Below are 24,971 nucleotides of genomic sequence, written 5' to 3'. Positions count from 1 at the left end.
GGGGGGGGGCCTGCCCCCCCCCCCCCCCCCCCCCCCCCCCCCCCCCCCGCCCCCCCCCCCCCCCCCCCCCGCCGCGCGGGGGGGGGCCCGGGGGGAGGGGTGCTGTTGATGCATGCTTCAGATCGCAGCATTCGGTGCACGGAGAAATGATGCCGCTGGGCTTGCCTCACCCGCCGACGTTGAATGCGGGAAGGGCATCGCCGCCGATGACGAGCTTGTTCCAAGCGCGTTCCGCCCTTTCTCCTGTTTCCTCCGTAGAATCTGCAGCTCTGCCCGCTTGTCCTGGTAATTGCCGTGAACCCGATGCGCATCCTGCTGCTTTCCTCCTGCCTGTTTGTCGGTGGCCTTGCCAATGCAGCCAACGACCTGCCCGGCGGTGGCATCGACCCGGAAGCGTTGTCGCGTCATGTGCGCATTCTGGCCTCGGATGAATTCGAGGGCCGCGCGCCGGCGAGCAAGGGCGAACAGCGCACGGTGGATTACCTGGTCGAGGAGTTCCGCAAGGCCGGGTTGCAGCCCGGTGGCGAGGACGGCAGCTGGGTGCAGGAAGTGCCGTTGGTGCGCGCCACGGTGGAAGGCGAGGTGAAGGCCAGCCTGTCGCTGGGCGGCAGCTCGCAGCCGCTGGTCAACGGCGAGGACATCACCCTGCAGAGCCTGAGCCCACTGGGCGTGGTCGACCAGCAGGATGTGCCGCTGGTGTTCATCGGCTACGGCATCTCCGCGCCGGAGCGGCATTGGGATGACTACAAGGGCGTGGATCTGGCCGGCAAGATTGCCGTGGTGCTGATCAACGACGCCGACTTTGAAGCCGATGCCACGGGCGCGTTCGACGGCAAGGCGGTGACCTACTACGGCCGCTGGACCTACAAGTTCGAGGAGGCCGCGCGACGCGGCGCCGAGGGCGTGCTGATCGTGCACGAGACCGCACCGGCTGCTTATCCATGGGCAACGGTGAAGGCTTCTGGCACCTCGCCGTTGTTCGACATCGAGCGCACGCAGGAAGACGCACTGGCCGCGCACACGCCGGTGCGTGGCTGGATGCAGCGTGCCCTGGCCGAGCGCATTTTCAGTGCCGCCGGGCTGGATTTCGAGGCGGAGAAGCGCAAGGCCATGCAGGCTGACTTCCAGCCGGTAGCGCTGGGCGATGCGCAACTGAGCGCTGCATTCTGGGTCAAGCGTGAGCGCGTGGTGAGCCGCAATGTGGTGGCCAAGCTGGAAGGCGCGACGCATCCGCAGGAATCGGTGATTTTTTCCGCGCACTGGGATGCGTTCGGTATCGGTCAGCCCGATGCCAGTGGCCAGACCGTGCGCCACGGCGCCATCGACAACGCCACCGGCGTGGCCTCGGTGCTGGAACTGGGGCGCGTGTTCGCTGCTGGCCCGCGCCCGCAGCGCAGCCTGTATTTCCTGGCGCTCACCGCTGAGGAAAAGGGCCTGCTCGGCGCCAGCTATTACGCCGCGCATCCGCTGGCGCCGCTGGAAACCACGGCCGCCGTGTTGAACATCGAGATGTTCAGCCCGGACGGTGAGACCGCGGACATCGCGACCTGGGGCAAGGGCCGCGTGTCGCTGGAAAACGACGTGGACCGCGTGGCCAAGGCGCGTGGCCGTCATTGGTCGCCGGACCCGAACCTTGAAGCCGGTTTCTTCTACCGCGCCGATCACTTCGCCTTCGCCCGCAAGGGCGTGCCGGCGATCACCGTCGGTGCTGGCCTGGACAAGCTTGATGGTGGCGTGGCTGCCGGCCGCGCGCTGCGTGATGCCTATTTTGCCAAGTGCTACCACCAGGCCTGCGATGCCTGGTCACCGCAATGGGATGGTCGCGGGCTGGCCGCCGACACTTTGCTGGTCTACGACCTGGGCCTGGAACTGGCCAACAGCCGCGCCTGGCCGACGTGGGACAAGGGCGCCGAGTTTGAAGCGGCGCGCGAAGCGAGTGACGCTGCGCGGCGTTGAGCGTTGAGCGTTGAGCGTTGAGTGGTGGTGCGTGATGCTGATTGGTGCTGCCCGGTGCTGATGCCGGCAGACTGAGGCTGCTGGCGTTTTGCTCTTTGCTCTTTGCTTTTGCTTTTGCTTCTCGCTTTTGTTTTTATGCCGTCATTCCCGCGTAGGCGGGAATCGCTCTTGCTTGTGCTCTGGCTATTGCTGTTCACAAAGGCAAGTGCATAGAGCGATGGCGCGACATTCGTCGGTTGAAAACCCCGTTTGCGCGGGAATGGCGGCATAAAGCAAAGGCAACGTCAAAGGCAGGAGCGATTCCCGCCTCCGCGGGAATGACGGCTTAAGATCAAAGCCAAAGCCAAAGCCAAAGCCAAACGTCAAAGCCAAACGTCAAAGCCAAACGTCAAAGCCAAACGCAAACTTGGCTCCGGCATTTCCCGTCCTCAGCGTCGCGTGCCATCCAGCCAGTTCGGGCCCTTGTTCTTCAGGAAGAACACGTACACCACCAGCGACACCGCAATCACCGCAGTGACGTAGATTGCGAACGCATCCACACGCCCCGTCTTCAGCGCACCCTGGTAAAGCAGCGGCGCGGTGCCACCGAACAGTGAGTTGGCCAGCGCGTAGCCAAAGCCCACGCCCAATGCACGCACGTGGGTGGGAAACAGCTCGGCCTTCACCACGGCGTTGATCGAGGTGTAGCCGGTGAGGATGACGAAACCGAGTGCCAGGATCAGGAAGGCCGCCAGCGCATCATGCTGCTGCGGTAGCTCGGTCACCATGTACCCGGTGTAGAGCACGCCGCCGATGCCGAAGAACACCAGCAGACTCTTGCGCCCGACGATGTCCGACAGCCAGCCGCCGATCGGCTGCAGCACCATCAGGAAAGCCAGCACGCCGAGGTTGATCAGCGTGCCGGTCATCACGTCATCGCCGGCAAAGGCGCTCTGGATCATCTTCGGCCCGTTGACCGAATAGGTGTAGAACGCCACCGTGCCGCCGGCGGTGATCAGGAAGCACAGCAGCAGCGGCCGCCATTGGTGGACGAACAGTTCGTACATCGAACCGGAGGCTTTGGCGCGGCCTTCCCGGGCCGCTTCGATGGAGGATTCCTGCAGCGATTCATCCATGCTCCGGCGCAGCCAGAACACCACCAGCGCGGCCACGCCGCCGATGCCGAAGGCAATGCGCCAGCCCCAGGCTGATATTTCGGGCTTGTCCCAGACGCTGAGCATGACCAGCAGGGTCAGCTGCGCCAGCACATGGCCGCCCACCAGGGTGACGTAATGGAAGGACGACAGGAAGCCGCGCCGCCCGGGAATGGCTGCCTCGGACATGTAGGTGGCGCTGGTGCCGTATTCGCCGCCGGTGGCAAAGCCCTGCAGCAGGCGCGCGATCAACAGGATGATCGCCGCCCAGATACCGATCTGCGATGCGGTGGGCGTGATCGCGATCAGGAACGAACAGCCGGCCATCACCGACACCGATACCGTCAGCGCCAGCCGGCGCCCATAGCGGTCGGCGAAGCGGCCGAAGTACCACGCGCCGATCGGGCGCATCAGGAAGGTGGCCGCGAAAATCGCCCACACGTACATCGTGGAGTTTTTGTCAGCGGCCGAGAAGAACTGAGATTCAAAATAAATCGCAAATACCGAGTAGACGTAGACGTCATACCACTCGACCAGGTTGCCGGCCGACCCTTTCAGCGTGTTGGAGATGGAACGGCGCAACGCGTCGCGGTCGGAATGTGCCGATGTGGCAGTGGTGGCGTTACTCATGCGGACGAAGCCTCCTGGCAGTAAGCGGGTACATGCGTGCCTGGCCGGAGCAATCGGGACGCCGGCCCTGCGAGTCACCGTACTCCTGCCGGGCGCTGCGCTGTGTAATGACTTCGTAGGGGGTAGCCGAGCTGAGGTCAGGCGCGGGTGGCGCTTCTGAGGCTGATTTGGGCTGAAGCTCAGTGAAGGAGTGCTGGAGAATCTTGAGGTTTGGCGGTTGCTTCGGGCGTACCTGCGGGTTATTCGCCTGAGCTGGTTTCGATCTGCCCTCACCCCAACCCCTCTCCCGTGGACGGGAGAGGGGCTCTTGGTCGCAGGCGGAGCGGGGGGGCTGATGCAGCTTTCAGTCGCTTGGCTGTTCGCTTGCACACCGTATTGATCCGTCATGGACGCCAAGCGAAAACAGCATGCCGTTTTCTGTACTGATAACGCGTGGCGCACTCGCCTAGAATCCGCATTCCCCCGATGGTGGTATCTGCCCCATGTCTTCCCCCGAACTTTCGCCGGCTGCTCCCAAGAGCGGCCTTGTCGTGCTGGCCTTGTTCCTGGTCTATGTGGTCTGGGGGTCCACGTATCTGGGCATCCACCTGGCGCTGGAGAGCGGCCTGCCGCCGTTGTCGGTGATCTCCGGCACGCGTTTCGTGCTCGCCGGTGGCGCGCTGTATGCCTTCCTGCGCTGGCGCGGCATGGCCGCGCCCACCCGTGCGCAGTGGCCAACCCTGGCGGTGATGGGGCTGTGTCTGTTGTTCTTCGGCAACGGCATGGTGGTGATGGCCGAGCGCGATGTGTCCTCGGGCCTTGCCGCCGTGGCGGTGGCTTCGGTGCCGCTGTGGATGGCCTTGTTCTCGGCGTTCCGGGGCGACAAGGTGACGCGCGGTGAGTGGCTGGGCATCGGCATCGGTTTCATCGGCGTGCTGTGGCTCAACGCCGGCAGCAGCCTGACTGCCACGCCGAAGGGCCTGGTGTTTCTGCTGATTGCCCCGTTGGGCTGGGCCGCCGGTTCCATCTGGTCACGCGGCCGCGATCTGCCGTCCCCGTTCATGACCGCGGCCGGGCAGATGCTGTGCGGCGGTGTGATTCTGGTGGCGGTGGGCCTGCTGCGCGGTGAGCGCGTGGACGGCTGGCCGGGCCTGCAGGGTGTGTTGTCGGTGGGCTACCTGACCGTGTTTGGCTCCATCGTCGCTTTCACCGCCTACGTATGGCTGCTGCAGAACGTGCGGCCGGTGCTGGCCGGCAGCTACGCCTATGTGAACCCGGTGATCGCGGTGGCGCTGGGAACGTGGATCGCGCACGAGCGTTTCAGCGCATCCGATATCGGAGCGATGGTGGTCATTCTGGCCGGCGTCGTGGTCATTACCCTTGCCCGGATACGCCGCGCATGAATCCTGCGAACGAACACCGTAATGGCCTGCTGGCTTCCACCCTGGCGTTCGTCATCTGGGGGCTGTTTCCGCTGTACTGGCATCTGCTGGCCGAGGTGCCGTCCGCGCAGATCATCGCTCACCGCATTGTCTGGAGCACGGTGTTGCTGGTCGGTGGCCTGGCCATTGCACGCGGCTGGGGTTGGCTGCAGGAGGTGTGGCTCACGCCGCGCCGGTTCTGGCTGCTGGGGTTGACCAGTGTGCTGATCAGCGCCAACTGGAGCCTGTACATCTGGGCGGTGAATGCCGGGCATGTCATCGAGACCAGCTTGGGCTACTTCATCAACCCGCTGTTGAGCGTGGTGCTGGGCGTGGTGGTGTTGCGCGAGCGGCTGGGCAAGCTGCAGTGGCTTGCCGTGGGCCTGGCCGCGCTGGGCGTGGCCTGGCTGACCTGGCAGAGCGGTCGCCCGCCGTGGATCGCCATCGGCTTGTCGATCACCTTTGGCCTGTATGGCCTGCTGCGCAAGCTGGTGGCGGTGGACGCGGTGAGCGGGCTGGGTGTGGAAAGCCTGTTCATGGTGCTACCGGCGCTGGGCTATGTGCTGTGGGCGGAAAGCGGCCACGGCGGCGGTTTCATTTCCGGCTGGGGCTGGGGCAACGACGTGCTGTTGGTGTTTGCCGGCGTGGTCAGTGCGGTGCCGTTGATCGCGTTTGCTTACGGCGTGCGACGGATACCGCTGACGGTGACGGGCCTGCTGCAATACATCGCGCCGACGCTGCAGTTCGTGGTCGGCGTGTTGATCCTGCGCGAGGCGTTCAACGCGAAGCAGCTGGTGGGCTTTTGCTTCATCTGGGCCGGCCTGGTGGTGTTTGCACTGGCGGGCGTGCGGTCGGCGCGTAAGGCACGAAGCATGGGGGGTTGAGGCGGCCTGCGTCCCGTTCCATGTGCATGCAGAGCGCTACCCCTCCCCAGCCCTCCCCTCCGCTGCGCGCAAGGGAGGGGGCAAAAGCGGCTTTTGCTGCCAACTGTCAGATTGCGTGAATCCACCCCCTCCCTTGCGCGCAGCGGAGGGGAGGGCTGGGGAGGGGCAGCGCTTTCAGCGCACGCCCAATCGCTTACACCACGCCAGCAGGCAGCGCCGGGCAGTGCGGGTTGTCGCTGGTTTCGGCGAACCATGTGTTGACCACGCCGGAGAGCCGATCCAGCCGCATCGGCAGGGTCAGGTGGTCCTCGCCGGCCACTTCCAGGTAGCGCGCCTGCGGTGCGGCTGCCGCCAGTGCGCGGCCTTGGGCCACCGGGATGTGTTCGTCATCGCGGCCGTGCACCAGCAACACGCAGGCCGGCACCTGTGCCAACGCCTGGCCCACGTCCACGCTGTCCAGGTCGATGCCGAGCTTGCGGTCGGTGGCGGCGATGGCTTCGTCCAGGCCGCTGCCGCCGTACTGCCAGCGTGCCAGCGGCAGGGCGAGGTAATCGCTCCAGCGCTCGGCCGGCTTGGACAGCATGTGCGGCACCATCGTGCGGATGGCCTGGCCGGCGTTGTCGAAGGACTCCATCGCCACCACGCTGCGCAGCTGCGGACCCAGTTCGCGTGCGGCGAAGATCGCCGTTGCCGCGCCATAGGACACGCCCAGCAGATGCACCGGGCCACTGATCTGGCCTTCGGCCTTCAGGGCCTGCAATGCGGCGACCACGTCCTCGCCTTCGCGCGTGCCGTAGCCGGACGGCGCCTGACCGGAGCGGCCGTGGTTGCGCAGGTCCAGCGCGACGGTGCGGTAACCGTGCTGCGCCAGTTCCAGCGCCCACGGCAGCAACGAGCCGCCATCCATCATCCAGCCATGCAGCAGGATCACCGTGCCGCGCGGTGCGGCGGTGGCGGCGGTTGGCGCCGAAGCCTCCAGCGAAAACTCGGGGAACTGCTTGCCCTTGCCCAGGTAGCGATAGTCCAACCCGTAGTCGCCCGGCTCGAACGATACCCAGTGCAGGGCCACGCCATCGGCACCGGCAACGCTGCCCTGCTGGTGTGGCAGGTGCGCGAGCAGGGCGTCGATGCGGGCGGTGGGCACCAGCGGTGAGGTGCCGCCGGGGGCGGCCAGGCGCTCACTGAGCGACAGCGGCGGGACGGGGGAAGAAAGGGCAAAGCCGGCCAGCATCACGCAGACGCCCGCCAGCGCCAGCGAACGAAGCATGGCGGAATCCGGTATTGGGAAGACCGCTACCGTAGCCACCGGCAGGCGCGGCATCTACCGCGTGGCGATGACAATAAGATGACCGTTGTGGGGTGTTTGGGTTGCACCCGGTGCCGGGCAGGCCGGCGGGGAGCGTTCCGGTGAAGCGCCGGCTGACGCCGCCCCGTGGAGCGGCGTGCAACCGGCCTGGCCTCAGCCCTGCAGCTTCGGCGGGAAGCCAGCGGCTTCCAGTGCCTGGGTGATGCGCTCGGCCGGCTCGCTTGTCTGCACCTGCACGATCCGGCTCGGTACATCGATTTCCACGGTTGCGGCCGGGTCGATTTCCTTCACCGCGGCCGTCACGCTGCGTGCGCAGCCGCCGCAGGTCATGCTTTCAATATGCAGTTTCATGGGGTGTCTCCGTTGGGTTCAGGCACAGGATGTGGGTTGCCATCATGGCAAGGTCAAGCGCTGCGCGAGGTGCGTCCAATGCGGTGGAGCCAGCACTTTCCCGTTCCGATGGCTGCGTACTGAACCGGCGGCCGCACCCCCTTGACCTTCCCGTCATGGGAAGCTTTACCGTGCCGGCAACGGTAGACAAGCGGAGACAAGCCGATGACGAGCACGGCCGGAATGGGCAAGGCAGCAGGTGCCCAACAAATGGAAGATCTGGTGATTGAAGGCATGACCTGCGCGTCCTGCGTGGGCCGGGTGGAGCGGGCGCTGGCCGCGGTGCCGGGCGTGCGCAAGGCCAGCGTGAACCTGGCCACCGAGCGCGCCAGCGTGCAGACCGATGGCAGCGTGACGCGGCAGGCGCTGGTGCAGGCCATCCACAAGGCGGGCTATGAAGTCACCGCATCGGCGCCGCTGGAGTTGGAAATCGAAGGCATGACCTGCGCGTCCTGCGTGGGCCGGGTCGAGCGCGCGCTGTTGGCGCTGCCCGGCGTGCAGTCGGCCAGCGTCAACCTGGCCACCGAACGTGCGACCGTGCAGGGCGATGCCTCGCTGATGCCCGCCACGCTGGTGGCCGCCATCGCCAAGGCCGGCTACACCGCCAAGCTGCTCGACCGCGCGGTCAACAACGAAGACGCGCAGGCCCAGCGCCATGCCGACGAGCTGCGCGTGCTCAAGCGCGACCTGCTGCTGGCCGCGGTGCTGACCCTGCCGGTCTTCGCGCTGGAAATGGGCGGGCACCTGGTGCCGGCCTTCCATCACTTCATTGCCGGCACGCTGGGCATGCAGAACAGCTGGCTGCTGCAGTTCGTGCTGACCACGCTGGTGCTGGTGATCCCGGGCCGCCGCTTCTATCAGAAGGGCATTCCCGCGCTGCTGCGCGCCGCGCCGGACATGAACTCGCTGGTGGCCGTCGGCACGCTGGCCGCCTATGGTTTCTCGCTGGTGGCGACCTTTGCCCCGCGCCTGCTGCCGGCCGGTACGGTCAATGTGTATTACGAAGCGGCCGCGGTGATCGTCACCTTGATCCTGCTCGGGCGCATGCTCGAAGCCAAGGCCAAGGGCCGCACTTCCGAGGCCATCAAGCGCCTGCTCAAGCTGCAGGCCAAGACCGCGCGCGTGCGCCGCGATGGCAGCGTGGTCGAGTTGCCGCTGGAGCAGATCAGCAATGGCGACGTGATCGACGTGCGCCCGGGCGAGCGCATCGCGGTGGACGGCGAGGTGATCGACGGTGACAGCTATGTCGATGAATCGATGATCAGCGGCGAGCCGGTGCCGGTGCAGAAAACCCCCGGCAGCAGTGTGGTCGGCGGCACCGTCAACCAGACCGGCACGCTCGGCGTGCGTGCTACCGCCGTGGGTGGCGCCACGGTGCTGGCGCAGATCATCCGCCTGGTGGAACAGGCGCAGAGCGCCAAGCTGCCGATCCAGGCACTGGTTGACCGCATCACCCTGTGGTTCGTGCCGGCGGTGATGGGCCTGGCCGCGCTGACCTTCCTGGTGTGGCTGCTGTTCGGCCCCGAGCCGGCGCTCACCTTCGGCCTGGTCAACGCGGTGGCGGTGCTGATCATTGCCTGCCCGTGTGCGATGGGCCTGGCCACGCCGACGTCGATCATGGTCGGCACCGGCCGCGGCGCCGAGCTGGGCGTGCTGTTCCGCAAGGGCGAGGCACTGCAGTTGCTGAAGGAAGCCCAGGTCGTGGCGGTGGACAAGACCGGCACGCTGACCGAAGGCCGCCCGTTGCTGACCGACCTGCAATTGGCCGGCGGCTTCGAGCGCGGCGACGTGCTGGCCAAGGTGGCGGCGGTGGAAGACCGCTCCGAGCACCCCATCGCCCGCGCCATCGTCAGTGCCGCGCAGGAAGAAGGCCTGTCGCTGCCGGCCGTGGAGGCCTTTGAATCCATCACCGGCTATGGCGTGCGTGCCCAGGTGCAGGGCGTGCGTGTGGAAGTGGGCGCGGACCGCTTCATGCAGACGCTGGGCCTGGAAGTGAGTGGTTTTGCCGATGCCGCCAAACAGTTGGGCGAGGAGGGCAAGACGCCGCTGTATGCAGCCCTGGATGGAAAGCTGGCGGCCATCATTGCCGTGTCCGATCCGATCAAGCACGACACCCGCGCTGCCATCGCCAGCCTGCATGCGCTGGGCCTGAAGGTGGCCATGATCACCGGCGACAACCGCCGCACGGCCGAAGCCATCGCCCGTCAGCTGGGCATCGACGAAGTGGTGGCCGAAGTGTTGCCCGAGGGCAAGGTGGACGCCGTGCAGCGGCTCAAGGCCGCCCATGGCAGCCTGGCCTATGTGGGCGACGGCATCAACGACGCCCCGGCGCTGGCGGCGGCCGACGTTGGCATGGCCATTGGCACCGGCACCGACGTGGCCATTGAAGCGGCCGACGTGGTGTTGATGTCCGGCAGCCTGCAGGGCGTGCCCAACGCCATCGCGCTGAGCAAGGCGACCATGGGCAACATCCAGCAGAACCTGTTCTGGGCGTTCGCCTACAACACCGCCTTGATCCCGGTGGCGGCCGGCCTGTTGTATCCGTTCTGGGGCGTGCTGCTGTCGCCGGTGTTCGCCGCCGGCGCGATGGCGCTGTCCTCGGTGTTCGTCCTGGGCAACGCGCTGCGGCTCAAGCGCTTCCAGCCGCCGCAGGTGCAGGCATGAAGGAGATGACGATGCACGAGGGCATGAACATCGGCCAGGCGGCCAAGGCCACCGGCCTGTCGGCCAAGATGATCCGCTACTACGAAGACACCGGCCTGTTCGGGCCGGTGGCACGTACCGAAGCCGGCTACCGCCTCTACAGCCCGCGCGATATCCACACCCTGGGCTTCATCAAGCGCTCGCGTGACATGGGTTTCAGCGTCGAGCGTATCGGCGAGCTGCTGCAGCTCTGGCAGGACCGCTCGCGGCACAGCGGCGACGTCAAGCGCATGGCACTGGAGCATGTGCAGGTGCTGCAACAGCGCATCGCCGAACTGCAGGACATGGTGCGCACCGTGCATGCACTGGCCGAGTGCTGCGCCGGTGACGACCGCCCGGATTGCCCGATCCTGCGCGACATCGAAACCGGCGTGCCGTTGCTGGCCGAACCGATGCCGACCCAGTTCGGCACAGGTGGCAAGCCCAAGCCGCGGCATTGATGCAGGCACACGGCTTGTATGAACAACGCGCGACGTACATGAACGTCGCGCGTGCCAGAAAACACCTGAATACAAGCGGAAAAAAACGGTTTCAGGGGCTGGCGGGTTTCAGGATGGGTTGGGGTGCATAACGGAAAAATTACATCCGGACGCAGGCAGTGAATTTGCTGCCGTGCCATCAAGACGTAATCCAGAGGTGTACCCCCATGAAGAATTCGTTGATTGCCCTGGCACTGGTTGCCGCCCTCCCGTTCACCGCTTCGGCGGCTGAAGGCCTGTCCTACAACTACGCTGAAGCCGACTACGCCAAGACCCAGGCGGGCGGCGATGCTGAAGGTTGGGGCGTGAAGGGTTCTTACGCGTTCCTGCCGAACTTCCACGCCTTCGGTGAATACACCCGCCAGGAAGTCGAGCACACCAACCTTGATATCGAGCAGTGGCGCGTTGGTGCCGGTTTCAACAAGGAAATCGCCCCGACCACCGACTTCGTTGCCCGCGTGGCCTACGAAAAGTACGACGAGAAGTTCGCCCAGGGCCTGGATTTCAACGGCTACAGCGCTGAAGCCGGTATCCGCACTGCATTCGGCAAGCACGCCGAGGTGTATGCCATGGCCGGCTACGAAGACTTCAGCAAGAAGCACGGCATCAGCCCGGAAGGTGACTTCTACGGCCGTCTCGGTGGCCAGGTGAAGTTGAACCAGAACTGGGGCATCAATGGCGACATCAAGATGTTCAACAACGGTGACAAGCAGTGGACCGTGGGTCCGCGCTTCAGCTGGTAAGACGCCCCGGCGTTGAGCAGCAAGGAAAGGCCCGGCAATGCCGGGCCTTTCTGCGTTTTGGGGTTGTCTGAAAGGCTGCCCTCACCGCAACCCCTCTCCCGTTCAAGGGAGAGGGGCTCAATGCACTGCGAGCGCGAGCGGCACTAGCCCCTCTCCCGCAAGCGGGAGAGGGGTTGGGGTGAGGGCAGCGCTTGCTCCAAAGCCGGCTGTCATCCATTCGTAACCAAACTGCAGCATCGTGCGCAGCGACCGGCATCCGCCGGAAGGAATCGCTGCCATGACGTCCCGCCTGTTGCTCGCCGCCTCGCTTCTGCTGACCACGCCTTTGGCCTGGGCGCAGCGCGACTACCAACCCATCGAGCAGCGCCTGAGTGCCGAACAGCTGCAGCAGGTCGGCCTGAGCGCACAGCAGCTGCAACTGCTCAATCGCATGCTCAGCCAGGCGCAGGCAGCGGCCCCGGCGCCGGAGCAAGGCCCCGGGGCTGCGCCGGTGCAGTACATCGGGCTGGAAGAAGGCCCCGCGCACAGCAAGGTGCAGGGCGCGGTGGCCGGCTGGGAGCCGGGCACGGTGTTCGTGCTGGAGAACGGCCAGCAGTGGAAGGTGCTCAAAGGCCAGATGCGGCTGCGCCAGACCTTGCAGTCGCCGGAGATCGAAGTAGTGCCGGGCATCGCCGGGCGCTGGTTCCTGCAGGTCGACGAAGACCTGCCCAAGGCCCGCGTGTACCGCGTGCGTTGAACGCCAAAGAAGCTGCAGGCAGGCGGCAGGAGGGCGGTAGGAGCGACTTCAGTCGCGAAGCACGCAGCGCCCAGACAACCATCGTTTCGCGACTGAAGTCGCTCCTACCAGGCCACTGTGGCGCTGCGCTTTACGGGCGCACGCGCTGGGTCAGGCCTTTCAGGAAGTTGCGCAGGGCCTGGTCGCCGCATTCGCGGTAATTCTTGTGGTCCGGCTGGCGGAACAGCGCCGACAGCTCCGGCTTGGACATCGGGAAGCCCGCTGCCTCGAACACCGCATGCATGTCCACGTCCTTCAACTCGAAGGCCACGCGCAGCTTCTTCAGCACGATGTTGTTGGTGATGCGTTTTTCCGGCGGACGCTGCGGCTGCGATTCATCGCGGCCACGGTAGTGATAGATCAGCCCATCCAGGAAGCGCGACAGCACCGCGTCCGGGCAGTTCTCGAACAACGGCTCGTCGTCCTTGCGCAGGAAATCGTGCACCTGTGCGGCGTCCACGGCGAACGCGGCATCGGCCAGGTGGATGGTGTCCACCACCATGCTGTCGCTGAGATCGAGCATGTAGCGGATACTGCGCAGTACGTCGTTGTTGATCATTGCCACTCCGGAACAACCGCGCGGGACGGTCCGGCGGCCGCATAGTGTAACGCTGCCCCCGGCTGCGGCCGTCTACAATTGCCCGGCTTGGCTGAAGCGCATTCAGCTGCAATACGTTCACCAGGAGCACGCGCCATGCGCCCCCTTGCCTATGCCGCGCTCGCTGCCGGCACTTCGCTGCAGCCCCTGGGCATCGAGCGCCGCGCGTCGTGCCCGGACGCGAAGTACCGCTTCGTCACCGGCACGGCCTCGCTGCAGGGCAAGCGCGCATGAGCCTGCGCGCGATCATCCACCTGTGTCTGCATGTGGCCATTCCCGCGCTGCTGGCATGGCTGTTCTGGCGGCCGCAGTTCGGCAAGGCCTGGATGTTGCTGCTGCTGGGCTGGGTGATCGACATCGACCACCTGCTGGCCGACCCGATCTATGCACCGGGCCGATGCAGCGTCGGTTTCCACCCGCTGCATTCCGCGCCGGCCATCGTGCTGTATGCGGGATTGACGGTACCCAGGCGCACGCGCCTGTTCGGTATCGGCCTGTTGCTGCACATCGCACTGGACGCCATTGACTGCGTGTGGATGCGCTTCAGTTCGTAACCCGGGCTTGGGGATTGGTGATTCGTATCAGCGCGGTGCCGCGCTGCTGCGCCATGCGTGATTGGCCGGGATTACCAGCCATGCCACGGGCCGGGGCCGAAGCCATACGGCGTCATGCCATCGCCCTTGCTGACGTGGATGTTGACGTCCACGCGGCGGGTGTTGCCCTCGTCGGTGGTGTAGTTCTTGCCCAGGTTCAGGTCTACCGCGCTCCAGTGGCTGTTGCCGTAAGCCTTGGAATAGCCGATGCCGGTGCTGACGGCGCCGTGCACCTGCAGTTTGTCGTCAACGACCACGTCTGAGGGCGAGTTCTTCGGGGGCAGGCGCCGGCCGCTGTGGTCGCCGTAATAGGTGCCCGGTGCATCGGACTGGTAGGACGGATCGCCGAGGTAGCGCAGCGGCGCCTGCGGCACGCTCAGGTCCAGCGAGCCCGGGGTGGCATTGCTGGCCTGCGCCATTGTGGCGACCGGGGCCAACACCAGTGCGAGGATCAGCGGGGTTCGGATCACGGCGGCGACTCCAGAGCATGCCTTGCAACGGGTTGGCAGGGCTGTCTGCAAGCTATCAGAAATGTCTTGAATGTTGGCTGTCGCCGGAAGGCCATGGCCCGCTGCTGGAGCAGGCCGTCGATGGTGCATTGGCCTCGGGTTGTTGGTCTGCCGGTGTGCGAATCCACCCGTTCGCCTCCAATAGCCGCCTGGCAGCGGTTTGACCTGGGCTTACGCTGGGCGCAGCTAGGCTTCGATCACCTGCCTGGTTCCATCCGTCGGATGGGGAGCCGCCCATGTTTGCCGTGATCCTGCTCAAGGGCCAGAACCGTTACGCGCGTGAACGCTGGGAGCAGTTGCCGGCCCTGGTGGAGTACGAAGGACGCCGTTATTCGCTGCGCATGGGCCCGCATCAACCGCGTTCCAGCGAGATGGCATGGGACCCGGTGGCGGTGTACGCGCCGTTCGAGCTGACCGAGGAGGAGTTCCTGGAAATCCATGAACTCAACCGGCCGCACATCATCGAGCTGGGCCTGGAATATTGAGGGCTGTGTACGGGTTCGCATGATCTGGACGTGGCCTGATCTATAGTCCACCGCAGGCGCGGTAGTCCGCGTGATCCGGTGCGTTGCCTTGCTTAAATCCTGCTTGTCCTTGCTGCTGCGTGGGGTGTTGCTTGCCATTGTCCTGTCGGCTGCCGGCCTGCCCATGGCCACGGCGTGGGCCGCGCAGGATGTCGGCGGCGCCAATGCCCAGACACCCCAGGCACGCATCGAAGCGGCCTCGCGAAGTTTCAGTGCGGTCAAGCGGGCCATCGGGGATGCCGATGCACCGGAAACGCTGAAAACCCTGGGCGAGCGTGCCAGCGAGGCACAGCGTGAGGCAGAAGCCGGCGTGCAGGTGCTGCAGCCGCTGCTGGCGCAGCTTGATGCGCGCATCGAACAACTGGGGCCGGTGCCCGAGGGCGGGGAGGACAATGACATCGCCCGCCAGCGCAAGGTGCTGGACCAGCAACGCAGCCAGCTCAACAGTGACATCGCCCGCGGCAAGCTGCTGGCCGAGGACGCCAGGCAGCTGAGTGAAACCATCGAGAAGGCGCGCGCGCAGCAGTTCGGCGAACAACTTGGGCGCAAGGTCGGCTCGCCGTTGTCACCGGCGCTGTGGCGGCAGTTTGCCGCGCACTTGCCGGATGATCTGGGGCGTGTCGGTGGGCTCTATCGGCAGGCCAGCAGCGGCCTGCTGGAAGCCACCGCCAGGCACGGCTGGATGGCGCCGGTCGTGGGCATGGTGCTGGCGCTGCTGATCGTGTTTCCGCTGCGTATCTGGCTGCGCCACGTGGGGCGTCGTTACGCCGCCTCCGAACGTGCGCCGGCTGGCCGCCTGCGTCGCACCGGCCTGGCGGTATGGCTGTTGCTGGTCGGCACGGTGCTGCCGGGGCTGGCGGCACTGGTGCTGGTGGGCAGCCTGCGCTCGATCTCGGCGATTGCGCCGCGGCTGGAAGCGGTGGCCGATCTCTTCGTGGCGGCCACCTTTGTTGGCGCCTTCATCGCGGCGCTGGCTGCCTGCCTGCTGGTGCCGTCGCGGCCTTCCTGGCGCCTGTTCGACATTGATGACCTGGCCGCCACGCGCCTGCGCCGCTTTGCCTGGGGGGCAGCCTGGCTGACCTGGTTGTCGATGTTGCTGCGTGACATCAACCGGGCCGCGCGCACCTCGCAGGTGAGCACGATCACCCTTGATGGCCTGATCGCGCTCACCTACGTGGCGCTGATCATGGGCATGCTGGTGACACTGGCGGCGCTGCACCGGCGCCGTGCAGCGGCAGCGGCGGCCGCGGAGCAGCAGGAGGGCGAGGGACACGCGCGACCGGCCAGGGCGCCGCGCAGCGGCTGGCTGGTGCTGGCCCGGTTGGGCGGCCACCTGGCCGTGTTCGCCGCCCTTGTGGCCACGCTGCTGGGCTACCTCAACTTCGCCATGTTTGCCGCCCAGCAGATGGTCTGGGTAACGGTGGTGGTGCTGGCGACCTCGCTGTTGATGAAGTTTGCCGATGATTTCGCACTGTGGCTGCTTGCGCCGGACAGCACCTTCGGGCGCATGCTGCGTTTGTCCACCGGCCTGCCAGGTGCGCGGCTGGAGCAGGGCGCGGTGCTGTTGTCGGCGACGCTGCGGATAGCGCTGGTGGTGCTGGGCGTCACGGCGGTGGTCGCGCCCTACGGCAACGTCAGCATTCTGTATGGCGGCCTGGAAGCACTGGCCGGCGGGGTGAAGATCGGCGGGCAACTGCTGCGGCCTTCGTCGGTGTTCTGGGCCATCGTGGTGCTGGTCTGCGGCCTGGCGCTGATGCGTGTGGTGCAGCGCTGGCTGGTGGACACCTACCTGCCCAAGACCGGGCTGGATACCGGCGCACGCAATTCGATCAGCACGGTTGCGCACTATCTGGGCATCGTGCTGGCGGTGTTGTGGGCGCTGGCCACGCTGGGGATTGGTTTTGAAAAACTGGCATTGCTGGCCAGTGCATTGTCGGTGGGTATCGGCTTCGGCCTGCAGGCCATCACCCAGAACTTCGTGTCCGGTTTGATCCTGTTGGCCGAGCGGCCGGTGAAGATCGGCGACTGGGTGAAGATCGGCGACCAGGAAGGCGACATCCGCCGCATCTCGGTGCGTTCAACCGAAATCCAGGTGGGCGATCGTTCCACGTTGATCGTGCCGAATTCGGAACTGATCACCAAGACCATCCGCAACATGACCATGGCCAATGCGCTGGGCCGCGTGCAGATCCAGTTTTCGGTGCCGTTGAGTACCGACGTGGGCAAGCTGCGGCAGTTGCTGCTGGATATCTACCAGAGCAATACCACCGTGCTGGACGAACCCGCGCCGTCGGTGTTCATTGATTCGATCAGCGGTGGCCAGGTGGCGATCAACAGCTTTGCCTACGTGCCGTCCTCCCGCAATGTGTATGGAACACGCAGCGAGTTGCTGTTCGAGTTGCTGCAGCAAACCGCTGCAAACGACATCGCATTGGTGACGCCGACCGATATCCATCTGGTGCGTGATCCGCAGGAATCACCCACCGCGCCGTAGGCTGAAGTGGAGCCGCAGTGGGTGCGGGAGGCAAGGCTTGCCTTCGCCATGCCGAAGGGAGAAGCGGTTCTGCAGGGTTTGTCGGTTCGCAGCGAGGGCCGCTTCTGCTCCCTCCCTTTCGCGCCGCGAAGGGGAGGGCAAGCGCGCATCTACGCAGCGCAGTACCACAGGGCCTCAGGAGCGCGGATGCTCCGGCGCTGCCGGAACCAGGGCGTAGTCATCAATGGCCAGCTGCTCCGCGTGGCTGAGCCAGGCGCGGATTTCCAGATCATCGATTTCGTGGTCCAGCCCGACCGGCATTGAAATGCGCCCGTCGCTATCGGCCTGCACCCATTGCTGGGCAACGACCACCTTGCGGCTGGATGACACCGCTTCCACCCAGAAGGCTCGCTGCGGCCGCTGTGCGGCATACAGTTCCAGCATGTAGCGGCCGGGGCCGGTATGACGCGGCTGGCGGCTGATCATGCGTGACTGGCGCACGCTCGGGCGCGGCCCGGTAAATGCCTGCAAGGGCGCATCAACGGCCACGCCACGGCGCAGCTGGTCATCACGGAACAGGCGCATGCCCTGGTCGCTGTCCACCAGCAACGCGCACCATTGGCCATCGGCCGAGCCATCCTCAAAGGCCGTGCAACGGTCCACATAAGCCAGCCGGTGCCGGGGATCGGCCTCGTCGAACTTGCGCGAGGTGTTTTCCAGATACATCGACTTCAGCTGCCAATCCTGGTCGTATTCGAGCAGCACCGGCGGCTGCACTTTCTGCACGCCGACCAGCACCTGTTCCTGGTCCAGCCGCAGCATGCGGGTTTGTTCACCCAGCCACAGCGAGCGTGAGAACGCGCGATAGCGTGCGTAGTCGGTGCCGTCACTTTTCATTGCCGCGACACTGGCACTGGGCGCGCGCGGGGATGCCAGCAATGAGCGGCCAAAGCCAATCGCGTCGATGGCCGGATCAATCAGCTGCAAGGCCGTGGCACCGGAATCCAGCGTGGTGCCGGTGCGGGTGGCAACCTGGCGCGGCGCGATGTCGTTGCCGAGGAACAGCAGCAGGTTCTCGCGGCGCATGTTCTCCAGCACATGGCTCAGGTCGTTGGGCATGGCCAGGTGGTCGGATGCCAGCACCACCAGCGTGTCCTGGCCGAACTCACTGGCGCGGATGCGGTCCACCAGCTGCGAGATCAAACGGTCGCTGCACTTGAGTGCACGCAGCAGGCCGACGTTGCCGTGCTCGCTGCGGTAGCGCATGCCCTTGCAGGCCACCGGCAGGTGACCGGCGGGGTGATGGGTGTCCATCGTCAAGGCGGTGAGCATGAACGGTTGGCCGGCACGCGACAGCTCCAGGAAGCGCTCGAACGCCTGGTCCAGCAGCACGTCGTCGTGCAGGCCCCAGTTGGAAAAATGCTTGCGCGCGATGTCCTGCTGCTGGAACCAGGCAAGGTCGCGTACATCATCAAAACCATGCGTGGACAGGAAGTCGGCCTTGGCCGCGAACTGGCCATTGGCGCCACCCATGTAGTGATTGCTGTAGCCCTGCTGCTTCAGGTAATCGCCCAGGCAGAACGCCTCGGGAAGAAAGCTGCCCATCCGGCCCATGCTGTTTTCATCGCCCTGCGCGGTGGTCAACGGCACGCCGCACATGGACGACACCAGCCCGGCGATGGTCCAGCCGCTGCCATCGGCCGAGGCGATGTCACGGAAATCCAGCGCCTCGCCGGCCAGGCGGCGGATGTTGGGCATCAGGGCCGGGAAGACCTCTTCGTCCAGATAGGTGCGCTCCAGGCTCTCGCCGTAGATCCAGACGATGTTGGGGCGCTTGGCCAGCGGCTTGCCGGGGATGGTGTATTCCGGCGCCACGGCGCTGTAGTCCACCGGCTGCATCTGCAGATGGATGCGCTTGGCATCGCGATACAGCGGGCTGGCGACAACGGTTGCAATGAGCAGTGCGGCAAAGCCGCCGAAGATCGGCACACCGTGGCGGGCCAGGCGCAGGCGGCGTACGCGCAGCAGCAGCAAGGGCGTGAGCGAGGCCAGTACCAGGGCCAGGAAACCGATGATGTAGGCACCGAAATCACCGACGCCGGCACCTTCCATGTCACTGCGCAGGTGGTAGAGCGTGGCGGAGTTGATGCCGTCACCGCTGAGGCGGTCAATCAGCCACCAACTGCTCAGTGCAAGCAGCAGCAGTGACAACAAGCCTGCCTTGAGCTTTGCCAGCGTGGGCGAAAGCAACAGCAAAAAAACCAGAACAGCCAGGTAGAACCAGATGATCCAATGCATGCGGCCACTTGGGTAGCGAAGACGTAAGTGGGTGGCCGTGGCCACCGCCTCCACCACAACACCGTGTCAGGTGTATGACGAAGGAGGACCGGATGTTGCCTGCACGAACCTGACTGAAATGTTTGTTGTGACTGCGATTTTGTGTGAGAAAAAGTGATGAATGCAGGATGTTTCCGCGATAACGGTTACATCGCTGCATGCCCGTTCATGGCTGGATGCTTCAACGATGCCCGCGTTCTTCGCGCAGCCGCGAGCGCGTGCGGTGATCAAACAGCAATGCGCTGAGGATCAAACCCATGCCGATGACCACGCCCAGCAGAAACAGCGCGATGGCAAAGGCGGGATAGCCGAACAGGGTGAAGCGGGTAGGCACCTGCATCAGCAAGGCCGAGGACAACAGCAGCGCGGCGGTAATCAGGCCAGCGGCAATACGGTTGGCGACTTTCTGGATGTTCTCCATCAGCCGCGACTCCTCCAGCCCGGTGACTTTCATCTGCAGCCGGTTTTCGGCGACCAGGCTGAGGATGTCGGACATGCGTCGCGGGCCTTCACGCAGCAGCTGCTGCACTTCCATCGCTTCACTGGCCAGGTTGGCGCGTGATAGGGATTTGCGCAGGCGCGCGCGCATCACATGCTGCAACTGCTTCTCCACCACCTTGCGGGTATTGAGCTCCGGCGCCAGTACATGGCACACGCTTTCAAGACTGAGCAGGGCCTTGCCCAGCAGGCTCAGTTCCGGCGGTGTACGCAGGTTGCTGCTGGTGGCGATGCGCACGATCTCCAGCACCACCCGGCCTTCGGAGATCGTGCCGTTGGCGGCGTAGCGGGCGATCATCTGCCCGGTTTCGCGCAGGTGGCGTTCTTCGTCGTAGTCCTCCAGGCGGGTGCTGATGGCGATGATTTCATCGGCCACTTCCTCGCCCCGGCCATCGACGGCCGCGAACAACAGCTTGAGCAGCCGCTCACGCAGGCGCGGCGGCACATGCGCCACCATGCCCAGGTCGAAGATGGCCAGTTGCCCCTCGGGCGTCACCCGCAGGTTGCCCGGGTGCGGATCGGCATGTATCTCCCCATGCACGAAGATCTGGTCGAGATAGCCGCGCACCAATGCCGCCGCCAGCGGCTGCATCGACTGCTCGGTGCGGCGTATCGGCGGAATGGCGTCCACGCGCACACCGGGCACCAGCTCCATGGTCAGCACGCGGCGGCTGCACAGATCCCACATCGGCTGCGGCACCCACAGCTCGGGGTAGGGGGCCAGGTGTTCGCCAAAACGCGCCAGGCTGGCGGCTTCGGCTTCGTAGTCCAGCTCCATGCGCAGGGTCTTGGCGAACTCGTCCAGCCAATCGGAGAAGCGCACCTTGCGCCCGACGCGGGTGAGGTGGTCGGCAGCGGTGGCGAAGCTGCGCAGCACGCCGAGGTCCGAACGCAGCTGCGTGGCCACGTCCGGCTTCTGCACCTTGATGGCCACTTCGCGGCCATCGCGCAGTTCGGCGCGATGGACCTGGGCGATGGAGGCGCAGCCCAGAGGTACCGGGTCGAACCAGGCAAACAGTTTGTTGATGGACGCGCCGAGGTCTTCTTCGATGATGGCGCGGATCTGTTCGACCGGGATTGGCGCGACCTTTTCCTGCATGCGCTCCAGCGCCGTCACATACTCCGGCGGGATCATGTCCGGGCGGGTGGACAGCACCTGGCCGAGCTTGACGAAGGTGGTGCCCAGCGCCTCCAGGTCGGTGACGAACTGGGTCGGGCTGCCGGCGGGTGGCTGGCGCCCCAGCCGCGGCAGTTCACCATCAAGCGAGATGCCCGAGAACACGCCCGAGTTCCGGTAGCGCAGCAGCATCCGCACGATCTGTTGCCGGCGGCTCATGCCCCCGACGGTGGTCGGTACATCGTTGCTGGTGGGTTCGTTCAAACCGATACCTCCCGCAGAACAAGGCCTGCAGTGTGGCCGTTGCCAGGTTGGGGGCGGGTGAATGCAGCGCAGTCACCCGCAGCGGCGCGTGAATGGGTGAAAATCGCCGGGTCCGCCCACTTCAAGGTGTCCCCATGGCTGGAGCCAGCCTGTTTGCCCTGCTTGACGATATTGCCGCACTGCTTGATGACGTCGCCGTGCTGACCAAGGTGGCGGCCAAGAAAACCGCCGGTGTACTGGGCGATGACCTGGCGCTCAATGCGCAGCAGGTGACCGGCGTCAGCGCCAACCGCGAGCTGCCGGTGGTGTGGGCGGTGGCCAAGGGATCGCTGGTCAACAAGGCCATCCTGGTGCCGGCGGCGTTGGCCATCAGTGCCTGGCTGCCGTGGGCGATCACGCCGCTGATGATGATCGGCGGTGCCTTCCTCTGCTACGAGGGCGTGGAGAAACTGGCGCACAAGTTCCTGCATTCCAAGGAAGAGGACCAGGTCCACAAGGCCGAACGGCTGAAGGCCCTGGCCGACGATACCGTTGACGTTGTCGCCTGGGAAAAGGACAAGATCAAGGGCGCGGTGCGCACCGATTTCATCCTGTCGGCGGAGATCATCGTGCTGTCGCTGGGGGTGATCTCCAGCGCACCGTTCGGCCAGCAGGTAGCGACGCTGATCGCAATCGCACTGGGCATGACGGTGTTCGTCTACGGCCTGGTGGCCGGCATCGTGAAGCTTGATGACGTGGGCGCGTGGCTGCTGGACAAGGGCCGCGCGCTGGCCGCGGTGGGGCGCGGCCTGCTGTACGCCACGCCATGGCTGATGCGTGGCCTGTCCATCGCCGGCACCGCCGCGATGTTCCTGGTGGGCGGCGGCATCCTGGTACACGCCATACCGGCGCTGCACCACTTCGTGGTCGGCCTGGCCCCGGCCAACCTGGATTGGCTGGCCAATGCGCTGGGCAGCGTGGTGGTGGGCATCCTCATCGGCGCGGTGGTACTGGCAGCGGTGACGTTGTTCCAGCGGATGCGCGGCAGCAAGCCGGCGCATTGATCACAGGCGTGTCATCGGCGGGTGCCTGCACTTGGGTTCTTCGTGGGCTGGGATGGCGTCCCAGTCCGCGACTCCGCGGCGCAGGCATTCCAGCTACAGGAAATTGCCGTGCAGGAGATTTCATCCTGATGGCCAGGGCAAGTTCAATCAGCCGGCAACACCCGGTTGCGGCCGACGCGCTTGGCCGCATACAGCGCCTGGTCGGCCCGATGCAGCAGGCTGTCAATGGGCTCGTCTGCGCGGGCCTGGGCCACGCCGCCACTGAAGCGCACCTGCACCCGTTCGTCGCCGGACAGAAATGGCCGTTGCGCCAACGCCAGCTGCAGTTGCTGTACCGATTCCAGCGCGACGGACGCGCCCATGCCCGGCATCACCACGACGAATTCATCACCGCCCAGACGTGCGATGTGTTCACGGCCGCGCAGACGCTGTTGGATCACCGCGACGAGATGGCGCAGTGCCTGGTCCCCACCGGCATGGCCGAAGGCGGCGTTGGTCTGGCTGAAGTGGTCCAGGTCCAGCATGGCTACGCTCAGCGGTCCGTGGCCCTTGCGTAGTTCCTCGGCCAGCAGCTCTTCCAGGCCACGTCGGTTCAGGGCGCCGGTCAATGCGTCGGTACGCAGTTGGCTGCCGGCATCCTCAAGTTCACGTTCGAGTTGTTGCACGCGCTGTTCGGCGGCCTTGGCCTCGGCGCGGGCATTGGCCAGGTGGTCGCGCGCGCGCGCGGCCTGCGCCTGTACCCGTGCGGTGTCCTGCAATACGTCCTGCAGCAACTGGTTGAGGTCGGCAATGCTGCGGGCCTGGCGCACCGCGATGGCGTAGCTGGCGATGCGGTCGTGGTATTCGCCGGTTTCGGTGGCCATGCCATCGACCTGGTCGAGGAAGCTGACCATCAGCTCCTTCATCGCCTGCTTGGAATCGGTGATGCCCTGGCGCAACAGCCCTTGCCGGTAGATCACCTCACGTAGCTCGTTGCGGGTTTGCTCCAGCGAGCCGGTGTCCAGCGTGCCGGCCAGCAGTTGCCGCACATTGCGTATCTGCCCCTGCAGCCAGCTCTCGCCGTCGAGCAGTTCGGTGATGTTGTCCAGCAGCATGTCGAACAGGCTCAGCAGCAGGTCGTGCTGCTCCTGCATGCCATCGCTGCGCACGCCCACCTGGTGGCAGAGCTCGCGCAGGTGCTGCGCCACCGGCTCCAATGGTTGCCCGCTGCGCCAGCCACGCAGCTCCTGGCCCATGCGTTGTGCCTGCTGTTCCAGCTCCGGCGAGTGCTGCATCAGGCTGGCCAGCACCGCGTCCAGCGTATGCCCGAGCATGTCGCGCAGGCGTTCGGCCTCGCTGTTGCCGGTGCTGGGCTGCTCCAGTTCGATGGTGCGGATGTATTTGTCGATCAACTGCCGCAGCAGGCGGCCGTAGCGCTCCCAGTCCTGGTCGGCATGCGCGCTGTGCAGGCGCTGGCCCATGTCGCCCAGTTCGCCGGGCAGGGTGCACATGCCCTGGGCGAAGGCGAGCAACAGGGGCTCCGGTGCGTTGTTGCCGACGAACAGGCGCTGCAGCATTGCCATGCCGCCATTGCCCGCGGGCACCGCAACCTCGGCCACCGTCGATGCAGCCGCGCGGCGGGACAGGATGCGTCCAAGGCCTGCGTTGCCGGGGGAGGAAGAGTCGGTGCTGTCGGCCATTGCGCAAGGATCCGGGCGGGGGAGCGGGCGCGCGGCTGCGCGTCCCGGGGCTGGTATCACGGCCCCATTATCGGCAAGGTGGGGGCCGGCTTGAACGGCAACGGATCACAGGAGGACGCATGCGGGTATTGCTGGCCGGAGCCACCGGGCTGGTTGGGTCACAGGTGCTGCGGCAACTGCTGGCTGATCCACGCTGCAGCCATGTCATCGCGCCGAGCCGGCGCGCGCTGGTGGCGGGCGATGCCAAGCTGTCAAACCCGGTGCTGGATTTCTCACAGCTGCCGGCGGGCACGCAAGGCTGGCAGGTGGATGCCGCCATCTGCGCGCTGGGCACCACGCTGAAGCAGGCCGGTTCGCGTGAGGCCTTCCGGCAGGTTGACCATGGCTACCCACTGGCCATTGCCCGCGCCGTGAAAGCCCAGGGCTGCAATGTGTTTGCGCTGAATTCGGCGATGGGTGCCAATGCGCGCTCCTGGTTCTTCTACAACCAGGTGAAGGGCGAACTTGAGCGTGACCTGCGCGGGCTGGGGTTTGCATCACTGGCGCTGGTGCGGCCTGGTTTGATCGGCGGCGAACGCGCCGAGTCGCGGCCGGGGGAACAGTTGGCCAGCCGCGTGCTCGGCACTCTGGCGCCGGTGCTGCCGCGCGCATGGCGGATCAACCCGGCCACGCGCATCGCCGATGCATTGGTCGAGGCGGCCTTGAACCCACAACCCGGCGTGCAGGTGATTGGCTCGGCGCAGCTGGTGTAGGAGCGGCCTTGGCCGCGAACCCATGCGTTGTCCGGTGGTGTGTTGCCTGTAACCCGGTGATGCTGGATTGCGATTTCCCACGTGACGGGACGCATCGCCAGCTTCGCGGCGCCCGCCGGCGCGAACGGGGGGTTGTTGTTTTTGGGGGGGGGGGGAATGCCCGCCAGCCCCAGCCCGCACCCCCG

Annotated in this window: 21 protein-coding genes; 13 read left to right on the top strand and 8 right to left on the bottom strand. The window is 65.8% G+C overall.

The features are described from left to right. Positions 1–303: 303 nt before the first annotated feature. Positions 304–1,956, top strand: coding sequence for a M28 family metallopeptidase (locus ACVOLO_RS17030; protein ID WP_481571507.1), 1,653 nt, complete (start codon positions 304–306; stop codon positions 1,954–1,956). A gap of 428 nt (positions 1,957–2,384) precedes the next feature. Here the strand turns inward: ACVOLO_RS17030 and ACVOLO_RS17025 are convergent, their stop codons facing one another. After that, positions 2,385–3,719: an MFS transporter gene (locus ACVOLO_RS17025; RefSeq protein WP_481571504.1), complete on the bottom strand. Its 1,335-nt coding sequence runs from the start codon at positions 3,717–3,719 to the stop codon at positions 2,385–2,387. A 482-nt stretch (positions 3,720–4,201) separates the two neighbouring features. Between ACVOLO_RS17025 and yedA the strand changes: the two genes are divergently transcribed. After that, positions 4,202–5,101 (top strand): drug/metabolite exporter YedA, encoded by a 900-nt coding sequence (gene yedA, locus ACVOLO_RS17020; RefSeq protein WP_481571503.1) that lies wholly within the window; start codon positions 4,202–4,204, stop codon positions 5,099–5,101. Further along, positions 5,098–6,003, top strand: a complete 906-nt coding sequence (gene rarD / locus ACVOLO_RS17015; protein WP_481571502.1) for an EamA family transporter RarD — start codon at positions 5,098–5,100, stop codon at positions 6,001–6,003. Before yedA ends, rarD begins: the two co-directional genes overlap by 4 nt. A 193-nt stretch (positions 6,004–6,196) precedes the next feature. Here the strand turns inward: rarD and ACVOLO_RS17010 are convergent, their stop codons facing one another. Next, positions 6,197–7,270 carry an alpha/beta fold hydrolase gene (locus tag ACVOLO_RS17010; protein WP_481571501.1) on the bottom strand — a complete coding sequence of 358 codons (1,074 nt, stop codon included), beginning with the start codon at positions 7,268–7,270 and terminating at the stop codon, positions 6,197–6,199. A 192-nt stretch (positions 7,271–7,462) separates the two neighbouring features. Further along, entirely contained in the window at positions 7,463–7,660 is a 198-nt protein-coding gene (locus ACVOLO_RS17005; RefSeq protein ID WP_481571500.1) for a heavy-metal-associated domain-containing protein, read from the bottom strand. Positions 7,661–7,909: 249 nt separating this feature from the next. On the opposite strand from ACVOLO_RS17005, the gene ACVOLO_RS17000 reads away from it, so the two are divergent. The 4 genes from ACVOLO_RS17000 to ACVOLO_RS16985 all read left to right on the top strand — a co-directional run bounded on the left by ACVOLO_RS17000 (position 7,910) and on the right by ACVOLO_RS16985 (position 12,360). Continuing rightward, complete coding sequence (locus tag ACVOLO_RS17000; protein ID WP_481571499.1) at positions 7,910–10,363, top strand: heavy metal translocating P-type ATPase; 2,454 nt, start codon at positions 7,910–7,912, stop codon at positions 10,361–10,363. Beyond that, positions 10,360–10,842: a Cu(I)-responsive transcriptional regulator gene (gene cueR, locus ACVOLO_RS16995; protein ID WP_481571498.1), complete on the top strand. Its 483-nt coding sequence runs from the start codon at positions 10,360–10,362 to the stop codon at positions 10,840–10,842. Before ACVOLO_RS17000 ends, cueR begins: the two co-directional genes overlap by 4 nt. Before the next feature lie 206 nt (positions 10,843–11,048). After that, positions 11,049–11,624 carry an OmpO family porin gene (locus tag ACVOLO_RS16990; protein WP_431596840.1) on the top strand — a complete coding sequence of 192 codons (576 nt, stop codon included), beginning with the start codon at positions 11,049–11,051 and terminating at the stop codon, positions 11,622–11,624. A gap of 277 nt (positions 11,625–11,901) precedes the next feature. Further along, positions 11,902–12,360, top strand: a complete 459-nt coding sequence (locus tag ACVOLO_RS16985) for a hypothetical protein (RefSeq protein WP_481571497.1) — start codon at positions 11,902–11,904, stop codon at positions 12,358–12,360. Positions 12,361–12,490: 130 nt separating this feature from the next. On the opposite strand, the gene ACVOLO_RS16980 is transcribed toward ACVOLO_RS16985, so the two are convergent. After that, the gene (locus ACVOLO_RS16980; protein ID WP_481571496.1) at positions 12,491–12,958 is read right to left on the bottom strand and encodes a YehS family protein; all 468 of its coding nucleotides are present in this window, start codon (positions 12,956–12,958) and stop codon (positions 12,491–12,493) included. Positions 12,959–13,093: 135 nt separating this feature from the next. Here ACVOLO_RS16980 and ACVOLO_RS16975 point away from each other — a divergent pair, with 135 nt between their 5' ends. Both ACVOLO_RS16975 and ACVOLO_RS16970 read left to right on the top strand, forming a co-directional pair. Beyond that, positions 13,094–13,231 (top strand): hypothetical protein, encoded by a 138-nt coding sequence (locus ACVOLO_RS16975; protein ID WP_481571495.1) that lies wholly within the window; start codon positions 13,094–13,096, stop codon positions 13,229–13,231. Further along, positions 13,228–13,551: a DUF6122 family protein gene (locus ACVOLO_RS16970; RefSeq protein ID WP_481571494.1), complete on the top strand. Its 324-nt coding sequence runs from the start codon at positions 13,228–13,230 to the stop codon at positions 13,549–13,551. Before ACVOLO_RS16975 ends, ACVOLO_RS16970 begins: the two co-directional genes overlap by 4 nt. 71 nt (positions 13,552–13,622) lie before the next feature. Here the strand turns inward: ACVOLO_RS16970 and ACVOLO_RS16965 are convergent, their stop codons facing one another. Further along, positions 13,623–14,060, bottom strand: coding sequence for a hypothetical protein (locus tag ACVOLO_RS16965; protein ID WP_481571493.1), 438 nt, complete (start codon positions 14,058–14,060; stop codon positions 13,623–13,625). Between the two features lie 275 nt (positions 14,061–14,335). Between ACVOLO_RS16965 and ACVOLO_RS16960 the strand changes: the two genes are divergently transcribed. Together ACVOLO_RS16960 and ACVOLO_RS16955 are read left to right on the top strand one after the other, a co-directional pair. Beyond that, positions 14,336–14,584: a hypothetical protein gene (locus ACVOLO_RS16960; protein WP_481571492.1), complete on the top strand. Its 249-nt coding sequence runs from the start codon at positions 14,336–14,338 to the stop codon at positions 14,582–14,584. A 163-nt stretch (positions 14,585–14,747) separates the two neighbouring features. Next, entirely contained in the window at positions 14,748–17,117 is a 2,370-nt protein-coding gene (locus tag ACVOLO_RS16955; RefSeq protein ID WP_481571506.1) for a DUF3772 domain-containing protein, read from the top strand. Positions 17,118–17,291: 174 nt separating this feature from the next. On the opposite strand, the gene ACVOLO_RS16950 is transcribed toward ACVOLO_RS16955, so the two are convergent. Together ACVOLO_RS16950 and ACVOLO_RS16945 are read right to left on the bottom strand one after the other, a co-directional pair. Beyond that, positions 17,292–19,394 (bottom strand): phosphoglycerol transferase I, encoded by a 2,103-nt coding sequence (locus ACVOLO_RS16950; protein ID WP_481571491.1) that lies wholly within the window; start codon positions 19,392–19,394, stop codon positions 17,292–17,294. A gap of 220 nt (positions 19,395–19,614) precedes the next feature. Next, positions 19,615–21,267, bottom strand: a complete 1,653-nt coding sequence (locus ACVOLO_RS16945) for an ABC1 kinase family protein (protein ID WP_481571505.1) — start codon at positions 21,265–21,267, stop codon at positions 19,615–19,617. A gap of 179 nt (positions 21,268–21,446) precedes the next feature. Here ACVOLO_RS16945 and ACVOLO_RS16940 point away from each other — a divergent pair, with 179 nt between their 5' ends. After that, positions 21,447–22,355, top strand: a complete 909-nt coding sequence (locus ACVOLO_RS16940) for a DUF808 domain-containing protein (RefSeq protein ID WP_481571490.1) — start codon at positions 21,447–21,449, stop codon at positions 22,353–22,355. Positions 22,356–22,498: 143 nt separating this feature from the next. On the opposite strand, the gene ACVOLO_RS16935 is transcribed toward ACVOLO_RS16940, so the two are convergent. Beyond that, on the bottom strand, positions 22,499–24,034 hold the full coding sequence (locus ACVOLO_RS16935; protein WP_481571489.1) for a GGDEF domain-containing protein: 1,536 nt from the start codon (positions 24,032–24,034) through the stop codon (positions 22,499–22,501). Positions 24,035–24,153: 119 nt separating this feature from the next. Between ACVOLO_RS16935 and ACVOLO_RS16930 the strand changes: the two genes are divergently transcribed. Next, positions 24,154–24,786, top strand: coding sequence for a Rossmann-fold NAD(P)-binding domain-containing protein (locus tag ACVOLO_RS16930; RefSeq protein ID WP_481571488.1), 633 nt, complete (start codon positions 24,154–24,156; stop codon positions 24,784–24,786). The last annotated feature ends 185 nt before the right edge of the window (positions 24,787–24,971 follow it).

The sequence above is a fragment of the Stenotrophomonas sp. STEN056 genome, from assembly GCF_056759635.1.
This window is presented reverse-complemented; position numbering and strand designations above follow the sequence as displayed.